Source organism: Pseudomonas sp. MWU13-2862 (genome assembly GCF_023242495.1).
Lineage (GTDB): Bacteria > Pseudomonadota > Gammaproteobacteria > Pseudomonadales > Pseudomonadaceae > Aquipseudomonas > Aquipseudomonas gingeri_D.
The window spans coordinates 28,905-50,955 of sequence record NZ_JALMEZ010000022.1 but is presented as its reverse complement, the minus strand read 5'-3'; the positions used below and the strand labels follow the sequence as shown (position 1 = coordinate 50,955).

21 protein-coding genes are annotated in these 22,051 nt (G+C 60.0%); 5 read left to right on the top strand and 16 right to left on the bottom strand.

What is annotated here, in order from left to right:
- Positions 1-5: 5 nt before the first annotated feature.
- Positions 6-2,096: a mechanosensitive ion channel domain-containing protein gene (locus tag M5C56_RS29790; protein ID WP_247263426.1), complete on the bottom strand. Its 2,091-nt coding sequence runs from the start codon at positions 2,094-2,096 to the stop codon at positions 6-8.
- A 209-nt stretch (positions 2,097-2,305) separates the two neighbouring features.
- Here M5C56_RS29790 and M5C56_RS29785 point away from each other — a divergent pair, with 209 nt between their 5' ends.
- Positions 2,306-3,517 (top strand): MFS transporter, encoded by a 1,212-nt coding sequence (locus tag M5C56_RS29785; protein ID WP_103495543.1) that lies wholly within the window; start codon positions 2,306-2,308, stop codon positions 3,515-3,517.
- 181 nt (positions 3,518-3,698) lie between these two features.
- On the opposite strand, the gene M5C56_RS29780 is transcribed toward M5C56_RS29785, so the two are convergent.
- Entirely contained in the window at positions 3,699-3,902 is a 204-nt protein-coding gene (locus tag M5C56_RS29780; protein WP_100944373.1) for a 4-oxalocrotonate tautomerase family protein, read from the bottom strand.
- 122 nt (positions 3,903-4,024) lie between these two features.
- Between M5C56_RS29780 and M5C56_RS29775 the strand changes: the two genes are divergently transcribed.
- A complete protein-coding gene (locus tag M5C56_RS29775) occupies positions 4,025-4,948 on the top strand; it encodes a LysR family transcriptional regulator (protein ID WP_103495542.1) in 924 nt (307 codons plus the stop codon).
- 60 nt (positions 4,949-5,008) lie between these two features.
- On the opposite strand, the gene M5C56_RS29770 is transcribed toward M5C56_RS29775, so the two are convergent.
- Both M5C56_RS29770 and M5C56_RS29765 read right to left on the bottom strand, forming a co-directional pair.
- Positions 5,009-6,505 carry an amino acid racemase gene (locus M5C56_RS29770; protein WP_103495541.1) on the bottom strand — a complete coding sequence of 499 codons (1,497 nt, stop codon included), beginning with the start codon at positions 6,503-6,505 and terminating at the stop codon, positions 5,009-5,011.
- A gap of 11 nt (positions 6,506-6,516) precedes the next feature.
- A complete protein-coding gene (locus M5C56_RS29765; RefSeq protein ID WP_103495559.1) occupies positions 6,517-7,821 on the bottom strand; it encodes a dicarboxylate/amino acid:cation symporter in 1,305 nt (434 codons plus the stop codon).
- A 355-nt stretch (positions 7,822-8,176) separates the two neighbouring features.
- Between M5C56_RS29765 and M5C56_RS29760 the strand changes: the two genes are divergently transcribed.
- The gene (locus M5C56_RS29760; protein ID WP_103495540.1) at positions 8,177-9,094 is read left to right on the top strand and encodes a LysR substrate-binding domain-containing protein; all 918 of its coding nucleotides are present in this window, start codon (positions 8,177-8,179) and stop codon (positions 9,092-9,094) included.
- Positions 9,095-9,508: 414 nt separating this feature from the next.
- The gene (locus M5C56_RS29755) at positions 9,509-9,787 is read left to right on the top strand and encodes a DUF3077 domain-containing protein (RefSeq protein WP_247263427.1); all 279 of its coding nucleotides are present in this window, start codon (positions 9,509-9,511) and stop codon (positions 9,785-9,787) included.
- A gap of 78 nt (positions 9,788-9,865) precedes the next feature.
- Here the strand turns inward: M5C56_RS29755 and M5C56_RS29750 are convergent, their stop codons facing one another.
- Together M5C56_RS29750 and M5C56_RS29745 are read right to left on the bottom strand one after the other, a co-directional pair.
- Positions 9,866-10,393 (bottom strand): single-stranded DNA-binding protein, encoded by a 528-nt coding sequence (locus M5C56_RS29750; protein WP_100944365.1) that lies wholly within the window; start codon positions 10,391-10,393, stop codon positions 9,866-9,868.
- A 9-nt stretch (positions 10,394-10,402) separates the two neighbouring features.
- On the bottom strand, positions 10,403-11,800 hold the full coding sequence (locus M5C56_RS29745) for an MFS transporter (RefSeq protein WP_103495388.1): 1,398 nt from the start codon (positions 11,798-11,800) through the stop codon (positions 10,403-10,405).
- A 177-nt stretch (positions 11,801-11,977) separates the two neighbouring features.
- On the opposite strand from M5C56_RS29745, the gene uvrA reads away from it, so the two are divergent.
- Entirely contained in the window at positions 11,978-14,812 is a 2,835-nt protein-coding gene (gene uvrA / locus M5C56_RS29740; protein ID WP_103495387.1) for an excinuclease ABC subunit UvrA, read from the top strand.
- Between the two features lie 72 nt (positions 14,813-14,884).
- Here uvrA and bfr read toward each other — a convergent pair whose 3' ends face one another.
- From bfr to rplO, 10 genes are all read right to left on the bottom strand, one after another.
- Positions 14,885-15,349, bottom strand: a complete 465-nt coding sequence (bfr, locus tag M5C56_RS29735) for a bacterioferritin (RefSeq protein WP_103495386.1) — start codon at positions 15,347-15,349, stop codon at positions 14,885-14,887.
- A gap of 157 nt (positions 15,350-15,506) precedes the next feature.
- Complete coding sequence (locus M5C56_RS29730; RefSeq protein ID WP_103495385.1) at positions 15,507-16,955, bottom strand: catalase; 1,449 nt, start codon at positions 16,953-16,955, stop codon at positions 15,507-15,509.
- Positions 16,956-17,147: 192 nt separating this feature from the next.
- Positions 17,148-17,534 carry a 50S ribosomal protein L17 gene (rplQ, locus tag M5C56_RS29725; RefSeq protein WP_100944360.1) on the bottom strand — a complete coding sequence of 129 codons (387 nt, stop codon included), beginning with the start codon at positions 17,532-17,534 and terminating at the stop codon, positions 17,148-17,150.
- Positions 17,535-17,576: 42 nt separating this feature from the next.
- On the bottom strand, positions 17,577-18,578 hold the full coding sequence (gene rpoA / locus M5C56_RS29720; RefSeq protein WP_003176403.1) for a DNA-directed RNA polymerase subunit alpha: 1,002 nt from the start codon (positions 18,576-18,578) through the stop codon (positions 17,577-17,579).
- Positions 18,579-18,600: 22 nt separating this feature from the next.
- Complete coding sequence (rpsD, locus tag M5C56_RS29715; RefSeq protein WP_017123253.1) at positions 18,601-19,221, bottom strand: 30S ribosomal protein S4; 621 nt, start codon at positions 19,219-19,221, stop codon at positions 18,601-18,603.
- 18 nt (positions 19,222-19,239) lie between these two features.
- Complete coding sequence (gene rpsK, locus M5C56_RS29710) at positions 19,240-19,629, bottom strand: 30S ribosomal protein S11 (protein WP_007924177.1); 390 nt, start codon at positions 19,627-19,629, stop codon at positions 19,240-19,242.
- Positions 19,630-19,659: 30 nt separating this feature from the next.
- Positions 19,660-20,016 carry a 30S ribosomal protein S13 gene (gene rpsM / locus M5C56_RS29705; protein ID WP_003186020.1) on the bottom strand — a complete coding sequence of 119 codons (357 nt, stop codon included), beginning with the start codon at positions 20,014-20,016 and terminating at the stop codon, positions 19,660-19,662.
- 129 nt (positions 20,017-20,145) lie between these two features.
- The gene (gene rpmJ / locus M5C56_RS29700; RefSeq protein ID WP_002555468.1) at positions 20,146-20,262 is read right to left on the bottom strand and encodes a 50S ribosomal protein L36; all 117 of its coding nucleotides are present in this window, start codon (positions 20,260-20,262) and stop codon (positions 20,146-20,148) included.
- 24 nt (positions 20,263-20,286) lie between these two features.
- Positions 20,287-21,615: a preprotein translocase subunit SecY gene (secY, locus tag M5C56_RS29695; RefSeq protein ID WP_100944359.1), complete on the bottom strand. Its 1,329-nt coding sequence runs from the start codon at positions 21,613-21,615 to the stop codon at positions 20,287-20,289.
- The gene (rplO, locus tag M5C56_RS29690) at positions 21,616-22,050 is read right to left on the bottom strand and encodes a 50S ribosomal protein L15 (RefSeq protein WP_103495384.1); all 435 of its coding nucleotides are present in this window, start codon (positions 22,048-22,050) and stop codon (positions 21,616-21,618) included.
- Position 22,051 lies beyond the last annotated feature (1 nt).

The following is a 22,051-nucleotide window of genomic DNA, read 5'->3' as shown; positions in this document are numbered from 1 at the left end:
AACGCCTACACGGCCCCTGGGCGCGCGGGCTCTTGCTCTACCGTCGGCACCCTCGGCGCCAGCATCACCGGCTGTGGATAAGTCTGCGCGAAATGCACCCACGGACTCTGGTCCACCAGCTTCTTCAGCCGCTCGTTGAACGCCCGGTTCACGCTGTACTGGCCGCCCGAGATCGTGCGGAACTGCGCCGTCAGCACCACGCCGTTGAGGTCCATGCGATCGATCCCGAACACCTCCAGCGAACCTTGCAGGTTGAACTTGAGCAGGGCGTCCTCGCTGATCGAGCGCCCGGCCTCGCGAATCAACTCGGTGGCCTTGTCGACATCGGTGTCATAGGTGAACTGCACCGAGAAAAACGCAAAGGCGAATTGCCGAGATTGATTGGTCACCGCCTTGATCTGGCCGAACGGCACCGAGTGCACGAACCCCTTGCCGTCACGCAGACGCAAGGTGCGAATGGTCAGGCCCTCCACCGTACCGGCATGACCGGAATCGAGCACCACCCAGTCGCCGATGGACAGGGTGTCCTCGATGATGATGAACAGCCCGGTGATCACGTCCTGTACCAACTGCTGGGAACCGAAACCGATGGCCAGCCCCACCACCCCGGCACCGGCCAGCAACGGCGCGACATTGATCCCCAGGTTGGCCAGGGTGGTGATCGCACCGATCACCAGCAGGATCACTTTCAACGCATTGCGCAGCAGCGGCAGGATGGTTTTCGCCCGCATGCTCGGCTGGCGCGAAGCGCGGCGGTTGATCGGCGGTTTGAGGGATTCCTGGATCGCGGTGTCGAGCACCACCCAGAGCAACCAGGTTGCCAGCAGGATCAGGCCGATACGGCTGAGGGAATCGCTGATGGCCCGGCCCACGCTGTTCTGCTCGGCGAATTCATACAACGAAAAACCCCAGATCCGCCCCAGCAGTTCGATAAAGCCCACCGCCAGGGCGATACGCAGCACAGCGTGTAGCACGCTGAGCAAGCGTTCCTTGTACACACTGCTGCGCTGGATCGACGCCATCCCACGAGCCTTGAACAGGTGTTGGAACACGGTGCTGAGAAACACCGTGGCAATCAGCAGCACGGTGGTCAGCAAGGCGCAGCGCAAGGCTTTCTGGCTGTCTTCGCCGGCACCGATCAGGTTGACCGTCGAGACCAGCACCATCAACAGGATCGGCCAGTACCAGAGCCCGGAAAAGATCCGCAGCGACTCCTGCAGCGCCGGTTGCTTCAGGCGCTGGCTCAACGGGCGATTGCGGATCAGGTGCGCCACCGGTCGCCGCAACCTGAAGACCAGCACGCCGAACAGGATGGAGGCGAACAGGGCCGTGAACACCGCAACGCTGCTGGTGATATTGCTGCCCAGTTGCAGGGCGATCTGCGGGCTGGTCAGGGCATCGCTCAAGGCGGCCAGGAAACCGATCGCAAACAGCTGCCGCGGACTGTCCGCGCAAATGATCCGCACGGCCTGGCGCTTGTGGCCGAAGTTGAACAGCACCGTCAGGCAAAGCAGGGCCGCACTGGTGAAAATGCCGCTGCTGGTGGCGTAGGTCAGGCACAACGCCAGCGCCCGTCCCGCCGAGGCCGGCAGGAAGTGACCGACATAGAGGGTGAATGGCAGGGAGAGCAACGCCGGCAACAGGTAAGGCAAGGCATAACCGAGCACGGACTGACTGCGCTCACGGGGCTGCAACCAGCGGTGCCGGTTGATGCGGCGGGCGGCGAAACGCCCCGCCTTGACCAGGGCCGCGAAGCTGGCGAGCCAGGCGACCGATAACAACAGGAAGTCGCCGGCCACGCCCCAGGGCGAACGCTCGCGGGTCTGGCTGACCAGTTGCCCCATCTCGTCGGCCGCGCGATCGGCCCGCAGGCGCCAGGCGTCGAGCAGGTGACCGTTGAGGTCAAGCTGGTTCTGCGCGTCATCGATGCTGGAGCTGAGGGTGCCGAGCAGTCCGCCCTGTACCAGCACATCGGGTTTGGCGGGTGTGCTGGAGGGAGGGCTGGCAGGCAGCGGCAGCGGCGTGGCGGCACCCACCCCGCCGCTGGCGCACAAGAGCAACAGGGTCAGCAGTAGCGTCGTATTGAATCGGGACAAAACCAGGCACCTCATCAGCCATCTCTGTAAGAGACTGAGTGCCAATGGGGCGGCAAAGTTCGTTTGTTCGTCCCGATAGGTATTTGGACGGTTCGATATCGTATGAATATTTGCCTACAGATCAAATATGTTGTGCCTTTACCTGTATTTTTCCGCACAAGTGAAACCCCGACACTGCGCTCCTGATCAAACCTACCGGAGTTGCAGCCATGCCCATTGCCTTGCTGGCGCTGACCCTCAGCGCCTTTGCCATCGGGACGACCGAGTTCGTCATCGTTGGCCTGTTACCCACCATCGGCGCCGACCTCGGTGTCGACCTGCCTTCCGCCGGCCTGCTGGTCAGCCTCTATGCCCTGGGTGTCGCCATCGGCGCCCCGGTGCTGACCGCCCTCACTGGCAAGGTCCCGCGCAAACTCCTGCTGTTGTCGCTGATGGTACTGTTCACCCTCGGCAACCTGCTGGCCTGGCAAGCGCCGAGCTACGAGTCGCTGATCCTCGCGCGCATCGTCACCGGCCTGGCCCACGGGGTGTTTTTCTCCATCGGTTCGACCATCGCCACCAGCCTGGTGCCGAAGGAAAAGGCCGCCAGTGCGATCGCCATCATGTTCACCGGCCTGACCGTGGCCCTGGTCACCGGCGTACCCCTGGGGACTTTTATCGGCCAGCATTTCGGTTGGCGCGAAACCTTTCTCGCCGTGTCCGCCCTGGGTGTGATCGCCTTTATCGGCAGCCTGATCTATGTGCCGAAGAACATCACACACAACAAGCCGGCCTCACTGCTGCAACAACTGCAAGTGTTGAAGCAACCGCGTCTGCTGCTGGTGTATGCGATGACCGCCGCCGGTTATGGCGGCACCTTTATCGCCTTTACCTTTCTGGCGCCGATCCTTCAGGACATCTCCGGCTTTCAGCCCGGCACCGTCAGCCTGGTACTGCTGGTCTACGGTGTCTCGGTGGCGGTGGGTAATATCTGGGGCGGGAAACTGGCGGACAAACGCGGTCCCATTGGCGCGCTGAAGCTGATCTTCCTGCTGCTGGCGGTGGTGCTGTTCGTGCTGACCTTCACCGCCGGCAATCCCTGGTTGGTCCTGCTGACCGTGCTGGCCTGGGGCGCGGTGGCCTTCGGCAATGTGCCGGGCCTGCAGATCTATGTAGTGCGCCAGGCCGAACATCACACACCCCATGCGGTGGATGTGGCTTCGGGCCTGAATATCGCCGCCTTCAACCTCGGCATTGCCGGCGGGGCCTGGATCGGTGGCCTGATCGTCGCCAACCTGGGCCTGATCCATACCACCTGGATTGGCGGATTGGTGGTGCTGGTGGCCCTGGCACTGACAGCCTGGAGCGGTCGGCTGGATCGACTGGGGCCGGTGTATGCCGAGCCTGCAGAAGGTTCGGCGCGGGTGGTAGCTGGCCACTGAACTCACCTTGGAAACACGCTCCCTTGTAGGAGCCTGGCTTGCCAGCGAAGAGGCCTTCAAGATCGCCAAAAGCTTCGCGGCGATGCGGCGTCCCGACAAGCCCTGCTCCTACAGACCGTGGTTAACCACGTCCTGATGCTCGGCAGACGCGAATCGGTTCGCCCCCCTATTGGACCCGATTTTATTCCTTGGACTTGCGGTGCTCCGTGACGCTCAAGCCGGCATGCCCCCAGTTATCGGTATCCACTTCCTCGATCACGATATGGGTCACCTCCGGCGGTTTACCGAGCACCCGTTGCAGAGTCTCGGTGATTTCGGCGATGACCTGGGCTTTCTGCTCGCGGGTCACGCCCTCACGGGTAATACGAACGCTGACAAAAGGCATGCTGTGCTCCAGTGGTTGAAAGAAGGTTTGGCGACGCGCTGGTGGAACTCACTTTATTGCCCCACACTCATTTGATAAATACGGATGCCCGTACCTCATTTGATCCCCCAGTGTAATCAATCATGCAACGACAGTTCGACGACCTCATGCTCGGCAGCATCGAGCTGTTTTGCCTGGCGGCCGAGGCCGGCAACTTCACCGCCGCCGCCCAGGTGGCCGGGGTCACGCCGGCGGCGGTGAGTCGCTCGGTCTCGCGCATGGAAGAACGCCTCGGCGTGCGCCTGTTCACCCGCACCACCCGCAGCGTACGCCTGACCGAGGGCGGCCGCGGCTACTTCGAACAATGCAAGCAGGCCCTGACCCAACTGACCGAAGCGCAACGGGAAGTCATGGGCAAGCAACAGGAACCGGCCGGCACCTTGCGCATCAGCATCCCGACGCCTTACGCCCATCACCGTATCCTGCCGTTGCTACCGGCCTTTCGTGAACGCCATCCGGCGGTGAAGGTCGAGGTACATATCAGCAACCGCAATATCGACTTCGTCGAAGAAGGCTACGACTTGGCGATCCGCGTTCGGGTGCTGCCCGACTCGGGGCTGATCGCCCGGCACCTGGAAGACGCCGCGCTGGTGGTGATCGCCACGCCTGAATACCTGCAACGAGCCGGCACGCCGCAAACCCTGGAAGACCTGCCACAGCACGAGTGCATCCAGTTCGAACTGCCCAGCAGCGGTCGGCGGATTGCCTGGTTGTTCAAGGATGCCGAGGGCAAGGAGCGGGAGCTGCTGGCCGAGAGCAGCTACTGCTGCTCCGATGATGTATTGGGCGGAGTGACACTGGCGAAGAACGGTGCCGGGTTGTTCCAGACCTATCGTTTCATTGTCGAAAAGGAACTGGCCGACGGCTCGCTGGTGGAAGTGCTCCACCCCTTCGCTGGCCGCTCGCGGCCGTTCACCCTGCTCTACCCCCATGGTCGACATGTGCCGTTGCGGTTGAAGGCGTTTGTCGATTTTCTGCTGGAGTATCGGGAGCGCTGGAGCGCCTGAGGCCTGCAGATAACACCCAACGCGACCCATTGTAGGAGGCGGCTTGCCGGCGATAGCATTTCAGCCACGATAGGTTATCCGTGCAGATCGGCTCGAGGTCGCCAGGCTGACACAGCGCAGCGCCAGAACGGAAGTCGGGTCCACCAGCGCCACACGGTGACCGCGCACTTGGAAGTCGTCGCAATGGCTGAGCACCAGGGGCAACTCCGTGCAGCCGAGGATAATCACCTCGGCGCCCAGCTCACACAGGTGCTCGACCGCCAGCAGCAACTGCTCCTTGCACAGGCCATCGGTGAACCCGGCCTTGATGCCACGCTCGCCATAAATCGCGCTCATCACCAACTCCTGATAATCGAAGCCGGGAATCAGCAAGGGCAAGCCGGCATGGCGGGCGGCCTGGTGGTAGACCTGGCTTTGCACCGTGCCCGAGGTGGCGAGCAGGCCGATATGCTTGCCACTGCCGTGCTGGCGGGCAATCGCCTCGACGGTTTCACTGAGCATATTGATGATCGGCACCCGCAAATAAGGCTGGAGCCGCTCGACGAAGGCATGGGCGGTGTTGCACGGAATCGCGATAGCCTGCGCGCCGGCACTTTCCAGGCGCTTGCAGGTGGCGTAGAGCGCCAGGGTCGGGTCGGCTTCGTCGAACAACAGATTGGCCGTGCGATCCGGGATCTGCGGATTCTGCTCCACCACCATCTTGATATGGTCCTGGTCGCGTCCCGCCGGGGTGTGACGGACCACCTTGGCCATGAAGTCCACGGTGGCCGCCGGACCGACACCGCCGACGATTCCCAGTTTAAACGGTGCATGGGCTGGCTCATCGTCGGCGGTGGTCACGGCGGCGGCATAGATCTCGTTGATGTCGAGCACCCTCAGGCCGCGCCGCTGCAAATCGGCGCAAACCAGCGAAAGCTCGGTCAACCCCGGAACGATCAGATTCGCGCCCAGTTCCTGTAGCGACAGGCAAGCTTGGTACACACCTTCCAGCGGAACACCTTGCAGATAGCCGTCCTTGATTCCGTTGAGACCATACATGGCGTCCATCAGGGCGCGTTGGTCCGATTCGGGGGGATAGACCAGCTGGAAATCCCCGCCCAGATAGCGCTCGAACAAACCGGAGTGACGCACATAGTCCGAGGCCAGAATCCCCAGTCGCGTGCCCGGCTCGGCGATCCGGCGAATATGTTCGGCCAGGGCCGCCATCAGGTCGAGAACCGGAATCCCCAGCTCCTGCTGGATCTCCTCACGGAACGTCTGGCTGGCGAAACACGGCAGCACCACCGCGTCGATCCCGCCCGCCTCGAAGGACTGGCAGACCTGAAACACATAGAACTTGCGCGCGGTCATGCTCGCTTCGCGGTCCAGGGGCAGCAGCACATCCTTGAACGGATGCTGTTCGAAAAGGAAGTGATAGCGCCCCTGATCCGCCAGCACCGCCCTGGATTTGACCAGCTTGAAGAACAGATCGCCGCCGGCCAGTGAGCCTAGGCCGCCGACGATGCCCAGCTTGCGGGCGACTGGCGGCGTTTCGGATTTTTTGCCTTGGGTGTTCATGGTCGAGGTTCTCAAACCGTGGTCGCTGGGGTACGCATCAACGCAACGGAATGGGCGACGGGCAACTCGTCCTGCTGCTCCTCGGACTCATATTCCTGTTCGGCGCGGGCAACCACTGCGGTCGCGATACTGTTACCCACCACATTGGTCGCGGTTCGCGCCATGTCGAGGAACTGGTCGATACCGATGATCAGCAACAGGCCGGCTTCAGGCAGATTGAACATCGGCAAAGTCGCAGCCACCACCACGACCGAAGCCCGGGCGACACCGGCCATGCCTTTGCTGGTGACCATCAGCGTCAGCAGGATCAGCAACTGCTGGGTAAAGCTCAGCTCGATGTTATAGGCCTGGGCGATAAACATAATGGCAAAGGCCTGGTACATCATCGAGCCATCAAGGTTGAACGAGTAACCGAGGGGCAGGACAAAGCTGGACACGCGTTTCGGCGCGCCGAATTTCTCCAGGGCTTCCATGGTTTTCGGGTAGGCGGACTCACTGCTGGCGGTGGAAAACGCCAACAGGATGGGCTCCTTGATCAGCTTGCCGAGGGTGAACACCGAACGTCCGAGAAACAGGTAACCGGCACCGAACAGCACCGCCCACAGAAGCGCGATCCCCAGGTAGAACTCGGCGATCAGCTTGCCGTAGTCCAGCAGCAGGCCGAGCCCCTCGGTGGTGATCGCACTGGCAATCGCGGCGAACACGCCGATAGGCGCGAAGGCCATCACGTAGTCGGTGATCTTGAACATCACCTTGGCCAGTTCATCCACCAAACCGGTGATACGGGTGAAGCCGGACTGCTTGAGCCCCGCCAAGGCGAAACCGAAGAACAGCGAGAACACCACGATCTGCAGGATTTCGTTGTTGGCCATGGCCTCGGCAATGCTGCGCGGGAACACATGGCTGACAAACACCTTGAGGCTGAAATCGCCGGTATTCACCACCTGGGCCGCAACCGCAGCGTGATCGACGTGCAGGTTCATCCCGGCGCCGGGCTGGAACAGGTTGACCAGCAGCATGCCGATCAGCAGGGAGATCAGCGACGCGCTGATAAACCAGGCCATGGCGCGGGTGCCGATACGGCCCACCGAACGCGAACTGCCAAGGCTGGCGATACCGCCCACCAGGGTGGCGAACACCAGGGGCGCGATAATCATCTTGATCATTCGCAGGAAGATATCGATGACCATCGAGAAGTAGGCGGCGATGTCCTTGGCCGACTTGGCGTCCGCCGCGAAGTGATGGCACAGCCAGCCGACCAGGACCCCGGCGGCAATGCCGATGGCGATATGACGGGGCAATCTGTTTTTGCTCATGGTGTTTCCCTCAAGTCTGTTGTCGGTTTTTTTGCTTGGCAGGAAAAAATTGTTGGCCCGGCCGCTCTGCGGCGCCGCGCCCAAATGCATAACTCACAAACACCTCGGTCCCTTGTAGGAGCTGGCTTGCCAGCGATGAGGCCCGCAAGTCTTGCATCGACCAGGCGGACGCCATCGCTGGCAAGCCAGCTCCTACAGGGGACCGTGTCCATGGCCCGATTCTAGGGTGAGCCCGCCCAACAGATGATGAGTAATCGCCATCACCCGATGCGCTTTTGGAATAGTTATGAAAAATCCAGCGAAGCCCGCCAGGCGCTGACGTAGACTTCTGGTCACCGCGACCGAGGTGGGCAGCATGCAAATCAAGTGGCTGGACGATCTGCTGGCGATCGAGCAACACAAGAATTTTTCCCGGGCCGCCGAGGTTCGCTGCGTCACCCAGTCGGCGCTGTCCCGGCGTATCCGCTCGCTGGAAGACTGGGTCGGCGCACAGCTCGTCGACCGTGGCACCTACCCGGTGCAACTGACTCAAGCCGGCCAACTGTTCTGCGAACAGGGCCGCGAGGCGCTGGCGGCACTGCTGGAATTGCGCTCAACCCTGCGCCAGGACGAAAAGATGCCTGGGCGTTCGATTCAGATCACGGCAGGCCATAGCCTGTCGATCACCTTCCTGCCCAAGTGGCTGGCGCAATTTCAAAAGCACCACGAGCCGTTCAACGTGCGGGTGGTCGCGGCGAATATCCACGACGCGGTGATTGCCCTGGCAGAAGGCAATTGCGACCTGATGATCGTTTACCACCACCCTCAGGCGCCGATCCTGATCGACGCCGACAAGTTCGCCAGCCTGCCCCTGGGGCTGGACGCTTTCCTGCCGTTCTGTGCACCGGACCGCAGCGGCAAGCCGCTGTATCGACTGCCTGGCAAGAGCGGAAAGCCCGTCCCCTACCTGGCCTACACCGCCACGACCTTTCTCGGACGAGTGGCCGACCTGATCCTCAAGAACGCGGCCACGCCCTGCGAACTGACCCGTTGCTACGAGGCCGACATGACCATGTTGCTGATGCAGATGGCCATCGAAGGGTATGGAGTGGCCTGGCTACCGCAGAGCGCCGCTGCGCCGGCCGTGGATAACGGGCAACTGGTGAAAGCCGGGGGCAATGAATGGAACACCGGTCTGGAGATTCGCGCTTATTGTTCGCTGGCCAATCAGAACCCGACCATGCGCGAGTTGTGGGAAACCTTGGGCAAGGCTTCGCGGGAAGTGGGTGAGTAGAAGATCACTGAACAACCCTCTATGCCAGTTGAAACTTTTCGACTTAAATACCCCCCGCCAGTCACATTGCAGCTCCTCATCGTGCGCGCTACCTTTTCCCTGTCGCTGCCAATTCAGCGGCCGGGCTTGGAAACCCGAATTGAGGGTATAGGCGCACCAGCGCCCCAACCACGATGGCAGGCGCTGTTTCTTTGTCTGCAATGTCGTGCAATGGCGGCTGTGCGTGGGAGGACTTCGGTCCTGCCGGGACCTATACCCCCGGTTTTCCAACCTGCGTACAGCTGCCACCCACTCGCTTGGAAACGAACGTGGCGGCTATTTCCCCAGGTATAGGAGTTAGCGCATGGACGGTTTCACTCAAGCAAAGACTTACCTTCAAACAGCCAGCACCCTGGCCCATGCCGGAGGTGTCCAATGACCAATCCCCCAACAAACAAAACACTCGGCGTCATCACCTTCTCCCAGTGCGGCTCCCAAGGTCGTGAACTATTTCGCGTAAACCCTGGCGTTCCCATTCTGGAAGCCATGGAGCACGCGTCCCTCCTGCTCTACTGCGCCAAAGCACTCTCCCTCGATGCTGCCCTGGAAAGCGATGGCGAACGTTATGCCTGGGCTTCGCATTACCTGGGCGAGATGGGCAAGGCAGTCATCGATGATTTGACACAGGGAATGTTGCGCGGGGTATCGGTGTAAGCGGGTAATAACAGGCAATAAATAAGCCCGTGGCATTGATAGCCACGGGCTTTTGACTAGCGCTTCAGCGAAGCTGAATCAGAACGGAATATCGTCATCAAAGCTGTCGAAATCCGGAGCCGGCTGCGGTGCGGCCTGCTGTGGAGCCGGACGCGATTGCTGCGGGGCCGACTGCTGTGGGCGCGAAGCCTGCTGCGGACGCGGAGCCTGTTGGCGTGGCGCGGACTGGTCGTAGCCGCCGCCTTGTTGGTCGCCCTGTTGTGGACGGCCGCCCAGCAGCTGCATGGTGCCCTGCATGTCGACGATGATTTCAGTGGTGTAGCGCTTGATGCCGTCTTTTTCCCACTCGCGGGTCTGCAGCTTGCCTTCGATGTAGACCTGCGAACCTTTACGCAGGTACTCGCCGGCAATCTCGGCGACCTTGCCGAACATCGACACACGGTGCCACTCGGTCTTCTCGACCTTCTGACCAGTCTGCTTGTCGGTCCACTGTTCGCTGGTCGCCAGACTCAGGTTGGTCACGGCGTTGCCGTTAGGCAGGAAGCGAACCTCAGGATCCTGGCCGCACGTGCCGACCAATATGACTTTGTTAACCCCACGGGCCATAACGTTCTCCTAGGCTTCGCACGCTTGGGGCGCCGGTTCATTGACCAGGCGCTCAAGGGTCGTGCGATCCAACAATTCGGTGTCCAATTTGATGTAAATGGCAGCCTCTTCGGCCACCATGACTGCATCGGTTACCCCTACGATCGCCTTGAGGCGCTCGACCAGACCGGCTTCGCGGATCGCTTCGGGCGATAACGGCACGCGCAGGCTCGTCACATAGGGTGGTTCGCGCATGGTAACAGCAAAGGCCAGCCAGAGTGCAGCCAGACCGGCGCATCCAAGGAAAACCGCCGACAAACCGCCATGCTGGAACATCCAGCCGCCCATGATCCCGCCGAGCGCGGAGCCGAGGAACTGGCTGGTGGAATACACCCCCATCGCCGTGCCCTTGCCGCCCGCCGGTGAAACCTTGCTGATCAACGACGGCAACGAAGCTTCCAGCAGATTGAACGCGGTGAAGAACACCACGGTACCAATCACCAGCGCCCGCAAACTGTCGCCGAACTCCCAGAAGAATAGCTCAGTGAGCATCAAGGTCGTCACGGCGCCGAGTAAAACTCGTTTCATTTTGCGTTTTTTCTCGCCATAGATGATGAACGGGATCATGGCGAAGAAGGAAATCAGCAGCGCGGTCAGGTACACCCACCAGTGCTGCTCCTTGGGCAACCCGGCTTTTTCCACCAGGGCCAGGGGCAAGGCGACAAAGCTGGACATCAGCATCGCGTGCAGGACGAAGATCCCCAGGTCCAGGCGCAGCAGGTCAGGATGCTTGAGGGTCGGCAACAACGCCTTACGGGCCACGCCGGACTCACGGTGCTGCAACGGCCCCGTGGAGTGCGGGACCATGAAGGCGATGATCAGGATCCCCAGCAGCGCCATGCCGCCAGTGGCCAGGAACAGGCCGGACAGACCGAAGGCGCGGGTCAGCAAGGGGCCGACCACCATCGCCACGGCGAACGACAGACCAATGGTCATGCCGATCATCGCCATGGCCTTGGTCCGGTGCTGCTCGCGGGTCAGGTCCGAGAGCAGCGCCATGACCGCCGCGGAAATCGCCCCGGCACCTTGCAGGATCCGGCCGGCGATCACGCCCCAGATCGAATCGGCGTTGGCCGCCAGCAAGCTGCCCAGGGCGAAGACCACCAGCCCGAGGTAGATCACCGGGCGTCGGCCGATGCGGTCGGAAATGATCCCGAAGGGAATCTGGAATACCGCCTGGGTCAGGCCATAGGCGCCGATGGCCAGGCCGATCAGGGCCGGTGTCGCCCCCGCGAGATCCATCCCGTAAGTAGCCAGAACCGGCAACACCATGAACATGCCAAGCATACGGAAAGCGAACACCAGGGCCAGACCGCTTGCCGCGCGGGTCTCGCTGCCACTCATGCGTTCGCTGTGGGGATCGTGCATGGAAAAACCTCGTGTGAACCGGCGGCGATTCTACCAGTCCCATCGATAGAGGGGATACATGGCGACGCTTTGTCGCGAGCTGTCATGCAAGACTGAAATACTGTCGGCCGATAGTGTGCATCCATCCAGTATTTAGCCTTATACTCTTGCGTTTACCGCCCGCCGTGCGAGGCCATCTTGGACAAGATCCTGATTCGTGGGGCTCGAACCCACAACCTGAAGAACATCGACCTGACCCTGCCCCGGGACAAGCTGATCGTGATCACCGGCTTGTCCGGGTCCGGCAAGTCGTCCCTGGCCTTCGACACCTTATACGCCGAAGGGCAACGCCGTTACGTGGAATCACTGTCGGCCTATGCCCGGCAATTCCTCTCGATGATGGAAAAACCCGACGTCGACACCATCGAAGGCCTGTCGCCGGCGATCTCCATCGAGCAGAAGTCGACGTCGCATAACCCGCGTTCGACGGTCGGTACCATCACCGAGATCTACGACTACCTGCGTCTGCTGTATGCCCGCGTAGGCACCCCGCGCTGCCCGGACCACGATATCCCGCTGGAAGCCCAGACCGTCAGCCAGATGGTCGACCTGGTGCTGGCCCAGCCCGAAGGCTCCAAGCTGATGCTGCTGGCGCCGGTGATTCGCGAGCGCAAGGGCGAGCACCTGTCGGTGTTCGAAGAGCTGCGGGCGCAAGGTTTTGTCCGCGCCCGGGTCAATGGTCGGCTCTGCGAGCTGGACGAAGTGCCCAAGCTCGACAAGCAGAAGAAGCATTCCATTGATGTGGTGGTCGACCGCTTCAAGGTTCGTGGCGATTTGCAACAACGCCTGGCCGAGTCCTTCGAGACCGCGCTGAAGCTGGCGGACGGCATCGCCCTGGTAGCACCGATGGACGACGAACCCGGCGAGGAGATGATCTTCTCCGCGCGCTTCGCCTGCCCGATCTGCGGTCATGCCATCAGCGAGCTGGAACCCAAGCTGTTCTCCTTCAACAACCCGGCTGGCGCCTGTCCGACCTGTGACGGCCTGGGGGTCAAGCAGTTCTTTGATATCAAGCGCCTGGTCAATGGTGAGCTGACCCTGGCCGAAGGGGCAATACGCGGCTGGGACCGGCGCAACGTCTATTACTTCCAGATGCTTGGGTCGCTCGCATCCCACTATGGCTTCAGTCTGGAAGTGCCGTTCAACACGTTGCCGGCGGACCAACAGAAGTTGCTCCTGCAAGGCAGCGGCAGCCAGAACGTCGACTTCAAGTACCTCAACGACCGCGGCGATATCGTCAAGCGTTCCCACCCGTTCGAAGGCATCGTGCCGAACCTGGAGCGTCGTTACCGCGAAACCGAATCGGCCACCGTGCGTGAAGAGCTGGCCAAGTTCCTCAGTACCCAACCGTGCCCGGATTGTCGTGGTACCCGCCTGCGTCGCGAGGCGCGGCACGTGTGGGTGGGCGAGAAGACCCTGCCGGCGGTGACCAACCTGCCGATCGGCGATGCCTGCGAATACTTCGGCGTGCTGAAGCTGACCGGCCGCCGCGGGGAAATCGCCGACAAGATTCTCAAGGAAATCCGTGAGCGCCTGCAGTTCCTGGTCAACGTCGGCCTGGATTATCTGTCCCTGGATCGTAGCGCCGACACCCTGTCCGGTGGCGAAGCGCAGCGCATTCGCCTGGCCAGCCAGATTGGCGCCGGCCTCGTGGGGGTGTTGTACATCCTCGATGAACCGTCCATCGGTTTGCACCAGCGGGACAACGACCGCCTGCTCGGCACCCTGAAGCACCTGCGCGACATCGGCAACACAGTGATCGTGGTCGAGCACGATGAAGACGCGATTCGCCTGGCCGATTATGTGGTCGACATCGGCCCGGGTGCAGGCGTGCATGGCGGCCATATCGTCGCCGAAGGCACACCGGCCGAGGTCATGGCCCACCCTGACTCGTTGACCGGCAAGTATTTGTCCGGCCGGGTGAAGATCGAAGTACCAGCCAAGCGCACACCGCGTAACAAGAAGCAGGTGTTGACGCTCAAGGGCGCTCGCGGCAACAACTTGCGCAACGTCGACCTGGAGATCCCGTTGGGTCTGCTGACCTGCGTGACCGGCGTGTCCGGTTCCGGCAAGTCGACGCTGATCAACAACACCCTGTTCCCCCTGAGTTCTACCGCGCTGAACGGCGCGACGACGCTGGAAGCCGCGGCCCACGACAGCATCAACGGCCTGCAACACCTGGACAAGGTGGTGGATATCGACCAGAGCCCCATCGGTCGTACCCCGCGTTCGAACCCGGCCACCTACACCGGCCTGTTCACGCCGATCCGCGAGCTGTTCGCTGGCGTACCGGAGTCCCGTTCACGGGGTTACGGTCCGGGGCGTTTCTCGTTCAACGTCAAGGGAGGGCGCTGCGAAGCCTGCCAGGGCGATGGCCTGATCAAGGTGGAAATGCACTTCCTGCCGGACATCTATGTGCCGTGCGACGTGTGCAAGAGCAAGCGCTACAACCGCGAAACCCTCGAGATCAAGTACAAGGGCAAGAGCATCCACGAGGTGCTGGAGATGACCATCGAGGAGGCGCGGGAGTTCTTCGACGCGGTGCCGGCCCTGGCGCGCAAGCTGCAGACGCTGATGGATGTGGGCCTGTCGTATATCAAGCTGGGGCAGTCGGCAACCACCCTGTCCGGCGGCGAGGCGCAGCGGGTCAAGCTGTCCCGCGAACTGTCCAAGCGCGATACCGGCAAGACCCTGTATATCCTCGACGAGCCGACCACCGGCCTGCACTTCGCGGATATCCAGCAACTGCTGGACGTGCTGCACCGCCTGCGCGACCACGGCAATACCGTGGTGGTGATCGAGCACAACCTGGATGTGATCAAGACCGCCGACTGGTTGGTGGATCTTGGGCCTGAAGGCGGCTCCAAGGGCGGGCAGATCATTGCCGTTGGCACGCCGGAGCAAGTGGCGGAGATGTCGCAGTCTCACACCGGGCATTACCTGAAGCCGCTGTTGCTGCGCGATCGGGCGTAAACCGGCGGAATGAAAAAGCCCCTGTCATTGAATGATGACAGGGGCTTTTTTGTGGTCGCTGAAATCGCTGTCTCAGAACTGCGATTGCAGGTAATTCTGCAACCCGATGGACTTGATCAGCCCCAACTGCTTCTCCAGCCAGTAGGTGTGATCTTCCTCGGTATCGGCCAACTGCTGGCGCAGGATCTCGCGGGTGACGTAATCCTTGTGCACTTCACAGAGCTCGATGCCCTTGCACAGCGCGGCACGCACCTTGTACTCCAGGCGCAGGTCGGCGGCGAACATGTCAGGCACCGTGGTACCGATGTCCAGGTCGTCCGGGCGCATGCGTGGCGTGCCTTCCAGCATCAGGATCCGGCGCATCAGCGCATCGGCGTGTTGTGCCTCTTCTTCCATTTCGTGATTGATGCGCTCGTAGAGCTTGCTGAAGCCCCAGTCCTCGTACATCCGCGAATGGATGAAATACTGATCACGTGCCGCCAGCTCACCGGTCAGCAACGTGTTGAGGTAATCGACTACGACCTGGTTACCTTGCATAGCCCTACATCTCCCTGCTTGAAAGGCTGTATTTTGAACCAAGCTGACTGCAAGGTCACTGGAAAAACGCAAACAAAGTGAAGATTTTCCGAGAAAAGCAGCCTAAAAAACGCAAAAAACCGCCCTGAGTGAGGGCGGTTCTGCTTCTCGTTTAGACTTAGTTCAGCACTACGCCCAAGGCCTTGGCGATGCCTTCGCCGTAAGCCGGATCAGCCTTGAAGAAGTGCTGCAACTGACGCTCGACCACATCGCTGGAAACACCCGACATCGCACCGGCTATATTGCTGATCAGCAGCGCTTTCTGCTCGGCGCTCATCAGCCGGAACAAAGCACCGGCATGGCTGTAGTAGTCGGTATCTTCGCGGTGATCGTAACGATCCGCCGCACCACTGAGGGCCAAGGCCGGCTCAGCGTAGCGAGGAGCCTGTTTGGGCGCGTCGACGTAGCTGTTGGGCTCGTAGTTCGGCGCGGCGCCACCGTTGCTGCCAAAGGCCATGGAGCCGTCACGCTGGTAGCTGTTGACCGGGCTGCGTGGGGCGTTCACCGGCAGTTGCTGGTGATTGGTGCCGACACGGTAGCGGTGGGCATCCGCATAGGCGAAGACACGCCCTTGCAGCATGCGGTCCGGCGACAGGCCAACACCCGGCACCATATTGCTCGGAGCGAAAGCGGCCTGCTCGACTTCAGCGAAGTAGTTCAGCGGATTGCGGTTGAGCTCCAGCTCGCCGACTTCGATCAACGGGAACTCTTTCTGCGACCAGGTCTTGGTCACGTCGAAGGGGTTCTCGTGATGCGCCGCGGCCTGAGCCTCGGTCATGATCTGGATGCACACGCTCCATTTCGGGAAATCGCCGCGTTCGATGGCGCCGAACAGATCACGCTGGGCGTAGTCAGGATCGGTACCCGCCAGGCGTGCCGCCTCGGCCGGTGCCAGGTTCTTGATGCCCTGCTTGGTCTTGTAGTGCCATTTCACCCAGTGACGCTCGCCCTTGGCGTTGATCAGGCTGTAGGTGTGGCTGCCGAAGCCGTGCATATGACGGTAGCCGTCCGGGATCCCGCGGTCCGAGAACAGGATGGTGACCTGGTGCAACGCCTCGGGCGAGTGCGACCAGAAGTCCCACATCATCTGCGCGCTTTTCAGGTTGCTTTGCGGCAGGCGTTTCTGGGTGTGGATAAAGTCGGGGAATTTCAGCGGATCGCGGATAAAGAACACCGGCGTGTTGTTGCCGACGATGTCCCAGTTGCCTTCCTCGGTGTAGAACTTCAGGGCGAAACCCCGTGGATCGCGCTCGGTGTCAGCCGAACCGCGTTCGCCACCCACGGTGGAGAAGCGCAGGAAGGTCGGGGTCTGCTTGCCCACGGACTCGAACAGCTTGGCGCTGGTGTACTGGGTGATGTCCTTGGAAACGGTGAAGGTCCCGTAGGCACCCGAGCCCTTGGCGTGTACACGGCGCTCAGGGATGTTTTCACGGTTGAAGTGGGCGAGCTTCTCGATCAGGTGAAAGTCGTCGAGCAGCAGCGGGCCACGGGGGCCGGCGGAACGGGAATTCTGGTTGTCCGCAACGGGCGCACCGCTGGCGGTGGTCAGCGTTTTGTTCTGGCTCATGCTTGTCCTTCCTCTCTCGGTCTTGGTGCTGCCGGCTAATCGGCTGAGAGGGAGTATTGACCATCAATATGACGGGGACAAATTCATTAAGTAATTGTCACCCATAGAAATACGCTATCGAAGGTCAATTGCTTAATAGCAGGCAACAAAAAACCGGGCACTAGGCCCGGTTTTTCGTTTCAGACTGACGTCTTACTCGGCAGATACAGCTTCGCCGGCAGTAGCACGATCAACCAACTCGACGTACGCCATAGGCGCGTTGTCGCCAGTGCGGAAACCGCACTTGAGGATGCGCAGGTAGCCACCCTCACGGGTAGCGTAACGCTTGCCCAGGTCGTTGAAGAGCTTACCAACGATAGCTTTCGAACGAGTACGGTCGAAAGCCAGACGGCGGTTAGCCAGGCTATCTACTTTGGCCAGAGTGATCAGCGGCTCAGCAACGCGACGCAGTTCTTTGGCTTTTGGCAGAGTCGTTTTGATCAGCTCGTGCTCGAACAGCGACACCGCCATGTTTTGAAACATGGCCTTGCGGTGCGAGCTGGTGCGGCTCAGGTGACGACCACTTTTACGATGACGCATGGTTCATTCCTTACCAAACACTACGTTCGGTGATTACGACGATCAGGCAGTCGCCTTGTCGTCCTTCTTAAGACTTGCAGGCGGCCAGTTGTCGAGGCGCATGCCGAGGGACAGACCGCGGGAGGCCAGAACGTCCTTGATTTCAGTCAAGGATTTCTTGCCCAGGTTCGGAGTCTTCAACAGCTCTACTTCGGTACGCTGAATCAGGTCGCCGATGTAGTAGATGTTTTCCGCCTTAAGGCAGTTGGCCGAACGTACAGTCAGTTCCAGATCGTCAACCGGGCGAAGCAGGATCGGATCGATCTCGTCTTCTTGCTCGATAACCACTGGCTCACTGTCACCTTTGAGGTCGACGAACGCAGCCAACTGCTGTTGCAGGATGGTTGCAGCGCGGCGGATAGCCTCTTCAGGATCCAGGGTACCGTTGGTTTCCAGATCAATAACCAGTTTGTCCAGGTTGGTACGCTGCTCGACACGGGCGTTTTCCACCACGTAAGCGATACGGCGAACCGGGCTGAACGAAGAGTCGAGCTGCAAGCGACCGATGCTGCGGCTTTCGTCTTCATCGCTCTGACGCGAGTCTGCTGGTTCATAACCACGACCACGAGCTACGGTGAGCTTCATGTTCAAGGCGCCGTTAGACGCCAGGTTGGCGATTACGTGATCGGGATTAACGATCTCGACATCATGATCCAGCTGAATATCGGCAGCGGTAACCACCCCCGAACCCTTCTTCGACAAGGTCAGCGTAACTTCGTCACGGCCGTGCAGCTTGATAGCCAGACCTTTAAGGTTCAACAGGATTTCAATGACGTCTTCCTGTACACCTTCGATGGCGCTGTACTCGTGGAGCACACCGTCAATCTCGGCCTCGACTACTGCACAGCCTGGCATTGAGGACAACAGGATGCGGCGCAGCGCGTTGCCCAGGGTGTGGCCAAAACCACGCTCGAGAGGCTCGAGGGTGATCTTAGCGCGGGTTGGACTGACAACCTGCACGTCAATGTGACGGGGTGTCAGGAACTCATTTACCGAAATCTGCATGGATGCACCTATTTTCTAGCCCTTACTTGGAGTAGAGCTCGACAATCAGGCTTTCGTTGATGTCGGCGGAGAGGTCACTGCGAGCAGGCACGTTCTTGAAAACGCCCGACTTCTTCTCAGTGTCCACTTCTACCCATTCTACGCGGCCACGCTGGGCACACAGATCGAGAGCCTGGACAATGCGCAGTTGATTCTTAGCTTTCTCACGAATAGCTACCACGTCACCAGCACGAACCTGGTAGGACGGGACGTTGACGGTTTTGCCGTTAACGCTGATCGACTTGTGCGATACCAGTTGACGGGATTCGGCACGAGTCGAGCCAAAACCCATACGGTATACAACGTTGTCCAGACGGCATTCGAGCAGTTGCAGCAGGTTTTCACCGGTTGCGCCTTTACGGCCGGCAGCTTCTTTGTAGTAGCCGCTGAACTGACGCTCAAGAACGCCATAAATACGACGGACCTTCTGCTTTTCACGCAGTTGGGTGCCGTAGTCGGACTGGCGACCGCGGCGTTGGCCGTGGATACCAGGTGCTGCTTCGATGTTGCACTTGGATTCGATAGCGCGCACGCCGCTCTTCAGGAAGAGATCGGTGCCTTCGCGACGAGCCAGTTTGCATTTTGGACCAATGTAACGAGCCATTCTTTACAATCTCCTGGATTACACGCGGCGCTTCTTCGGCGGACGGCACCCGTTGTGCGGGATTGGCGTCACGTCGGTGATGCTGGCGATCTTATAGCCACAGCCGTTCAATGCACGGACAGCGGACTCACGACCTGGACCTGGACCTTTGACGTTGACGTCGAGGTTTTTCAGGCCGTATTCCAGCGCAGCTTGACCAGCACGTTCAGCAGCTACTTGAGCAGCGAACGGGGTGGACTTGCGGGAACCGCGGAAACCCGAACCACCGGAGGTAGCCCAAGAAAGAGCGTTACCTTGACGGTCGGTAATGGTCACGATGGTGTTGTTGAAAGACGCGTGGATGTGGGCGATGCCATCAACCACTGTCTTTTTAATTTTCTTACGAGGACGAGCAGCAGGTTTTGCCATGACTAGATTCCTGTCGATTCGCTGGTGCGATTACTTGCGGATCGGCTTACGCGGACCTTTGCGAGTACGCGCGTTGGTCTTGGTACGCTGACCGCGTACTGGCAGACCACGACGATGGCGCAGACCGCGGTAGCAGCCCAAGTCCATCAAGCGTTTGATTTTCATGTTGATTTCGCGACGCAGGTCACCTTCAGTGGTGAACTTCGCCACTTCGCCACGCAGCTGTTCAATCTGCTCGTCGCTCAGATCCTTGATCTTTGCGGCTGGGTTGACCCCAGTCACTGCACAAATTTTCTGTGCAGTAGTGCGACCAACACCATAGATGTAGGTCAGCGAGATAACAGTGTGCTTGTTATCTGGAATGTTAACGCCTGCAATACGGGCCATTCAGTGGGACTCCAATTGACAGCTACCTACGCCCCGGAAGCCAAGAAATAGGGCGCGAGATAATATCGCTGTAATAACAAATAATCAACCCAGCAGCGCACTAGCTGCTGGGCTTTTAGCAGATCACACTCAGCCTTGGCGCTGTTTGTGACGCGGTTCCGCGCTGCAAATTACTCGAACCACACCTTCGCGGCGAATAATCTTGCAGTTACGGCACAGCTTTTTCACCGATGCACGAACTTTCATCACCAACTCCTCGAACCTTATGGGTCAGCGCAGCATGCCGCTGCCGTAACCCTTCAGGTTGGCTTTCTTCATCAGGGATTCGTACTGGTGCGAAACGAGGTGCGATTGTACTTGGGACATGAAGTCCATCACAACCACGACCACGATCAGCAACGAGGTCCCGCCAAGGTAGAACGGAACGTTTGCCGCAACCACCAGGAACTGGGGAAGCAGGCACACGGCCGTCATATAAAGAGCACCGAACATGGTCAAACGGGTCAGAACGCCATCAATGTAGCGCGCCGACTGCTCGCCTGGACGGATACCCGGAATAAAGGCACCGGACTTCTTCAGGTTTTCCGCTACGTCTTTCGGATTGAACATCAACGCCGTATAGAAGAAGCAGAAGAAAATAATCCCTGCACTAAACAGCAGAATATTCAACGGCTGACCAGGAGCGATCGACTGCGAGATGTCCTGCAACCAGCCCATACCTTCAGACTGACCGAACCAGGCACCCAGCGAAGCCGGGAACAGCAAGATGCTGCTCGCGAAGATAGCAGGAATAACACCGGCCATATTCACCTTCAGCGGCAGGTGGCTGGTCTGCGCAGCAAAGACCTTGCGGCCCTGCTGACGCTTGGCGTAGTGAACAGCAATACGACGCTGGCCACGCTCAATGAACACCACGAAACCGATGATCGCTACTGCCAGCAAACCGATGGCAACCAAAGCGAAGATGTTGATATCGCCCTGACGTGCAGACTCGAAAGACTGCCCGATTGCTCTCGGAAGACCGGCGACGATACCCGAAAAAATCAACATCGAGATACCGTTACCAACACCGCGCTCGGTAATCTGCTCGCCCAACCACATCATGAACATCGCGCCGGCCACAAAAGTGGACACCGCAACGAAATGGAAGCTGAAGCCAGCACTAAACGAGACGCCCTGGTTAGCCAGGCCAATGGACATGCCAATGGCTTGAACCAATGCCAGGACGACGGTGCCATAGCGGGTGTATTGGCTGATCTTACGACGACCAGCCTCACCTTCCTTCTTCAACTGCTCCAGCTGCGGGCTGACGGCGCTCATCAACTGCATGATGATCGATGCCGAAATGTACGGCATGATCCCCAGTGCAAAGATGCTCATCCGCTCCAGCGCGCCGCCGGAAAACATGTTGAACAAGCTAAGAATGGTCCCCTCATTCTGTCGAAACAGGTCCGCCAGCCGGTCCGGGTTGATACCAGGAACTGGGATGTGCGCGCCTATCCGGTAGACGATAATCGCCAGGAATAGAAAACGCAGTCGAGCCCAGAGCTCGGATAACCCGCCTTTGCTGAGCGCTGAGAGAGCACCTTGCTTAGCCATTTATTCCTCGAACTTGCCGCCAGCTGCTTCGATAGCCGCACGCGCACCTTTGGTGGCGGCGATGCCCTTGATAGTTACTGCGCGAGTCACTTCGCCCGACAGCATGATTTTCACACGCTGTACGTTCTGGTTGATCACGTTGGCATCTTTCAGGGACTGCACGGTGACGATGTCGCCGTCCACTTTGGCCAGCTCGGACAGACGCACTTCTGCGCGGTCCATGGCTTTCAGGGAAACGAAACCGAACTTCGGCAGGCGACGATGCAGCGGCTGTTGGCCGCCTTCAAAGCCTGGAGCAATGGTGCCACCGGAGCGAGAGGTCTGACCTTTGTGGCCACGGCCACCGGTCTTCCCCAAACCGCTACCGATACCACGGCCCGGACGATGCTTTTCGCGACGGGAACCCGGCGCTGGACTCAGATCATTGAGTTTCATC